General features: G+C 67.2%; 1 protein-coding gene. It reads left to right on the top strand.

All coding sequences use genetic code 11. From position 1 onward, the window contains the following. Positions 1-538, top strand: a 538-nt coding sequence (locus tag MXD59_RS25970; protein WP_372512208.1) for an IS5 family transposase, incomplete at its 5' end; no start/stop codon positions are given. Between the last annotated feature and the right edge of the window lie 287 nt (positions 539-825).

Below are 825 nucleotides of genomic sequence, written 5' to 3'. Positions count from 1 at the left end.
CGACGAGGGGCTCAAGTCATGCCAGGTCCGGAGGCCGGGAGCCCCGTTGCGGGGCCACCAAGAAGGTAACGGGGGATCCCTGACCGGGCCGAACCCGGTCGACCGCGGCAAGAAGGGCTCGAAGATCCATGTCCTGGCCGATGCGGCCGGGCTTCCACTGGTCGTCGCGGTCTCGGGAGCGAACCTGCACGACAGCCAGGTCCTGGTCCCGCTGGTCGCCGGCATCCCGGCGATCCGTTCCCGACGCGGCCCACGGCGGCGCCGGCCCGACAGGCTGCGCGCCGACAAGGGCTACGACTTCCCGGACCTGCGCCGTTACCTACGCCGACACCGCATCACCCCCCGCATCGCGCGGCGCGGGATCGAGTGCGCTGACCGTCTCGGCAGGCACAGGTGGAAGATCGAAAGAACGATCGTCTGGCTCGGCGGTTACCGCCGCCTCACCATCTGCTACAAACGCCACGGCCGAAACTTCCTCGGATTCCTCAGCCTCGCCGCCGCGATCACCTGCTGGAAGAAACTCCCACACCCCACATGAGACACGCTCTAATATTACAGCCGCATTTGTGGTGATCTTGCTGTGCTTCGGCGGTAGTGGGATGCGCGGGCGCAGGCTTGGTGGCGGCGGCGCCAGCGGGACCATGCCATGACGGTGCTGGTCGTAGCGGTTGCGGTGAGGGCGAGCTGGGACAGTAGCCGTCGGATCTCGGGAAGAGTCAGCGGAATCAGTTTCGCTGTTTCGCTGGTACCCCGTTACCTTCTTGGTGGCCCCGCAACGGGGCTCCCGGCCTCCGGACCTGGCATGACTTGAGCCCCTCGTCGGTC

Origin of the sequence: Frankia umida, from assembly GCF_023242945.1 — a bacterium.
In the GTDB taxonomy this organism is placed as follows: Bacteria; Actinomycetota; Actinomycetes; order Frankiales; family Frankiaceae; genus Frankia; species Frankia umida.
The sequence above is the reverse complement of the archived record's forward strand: the minus strand, read 5'-3'. Positions and strand labels throughout refer to the sequence as shown.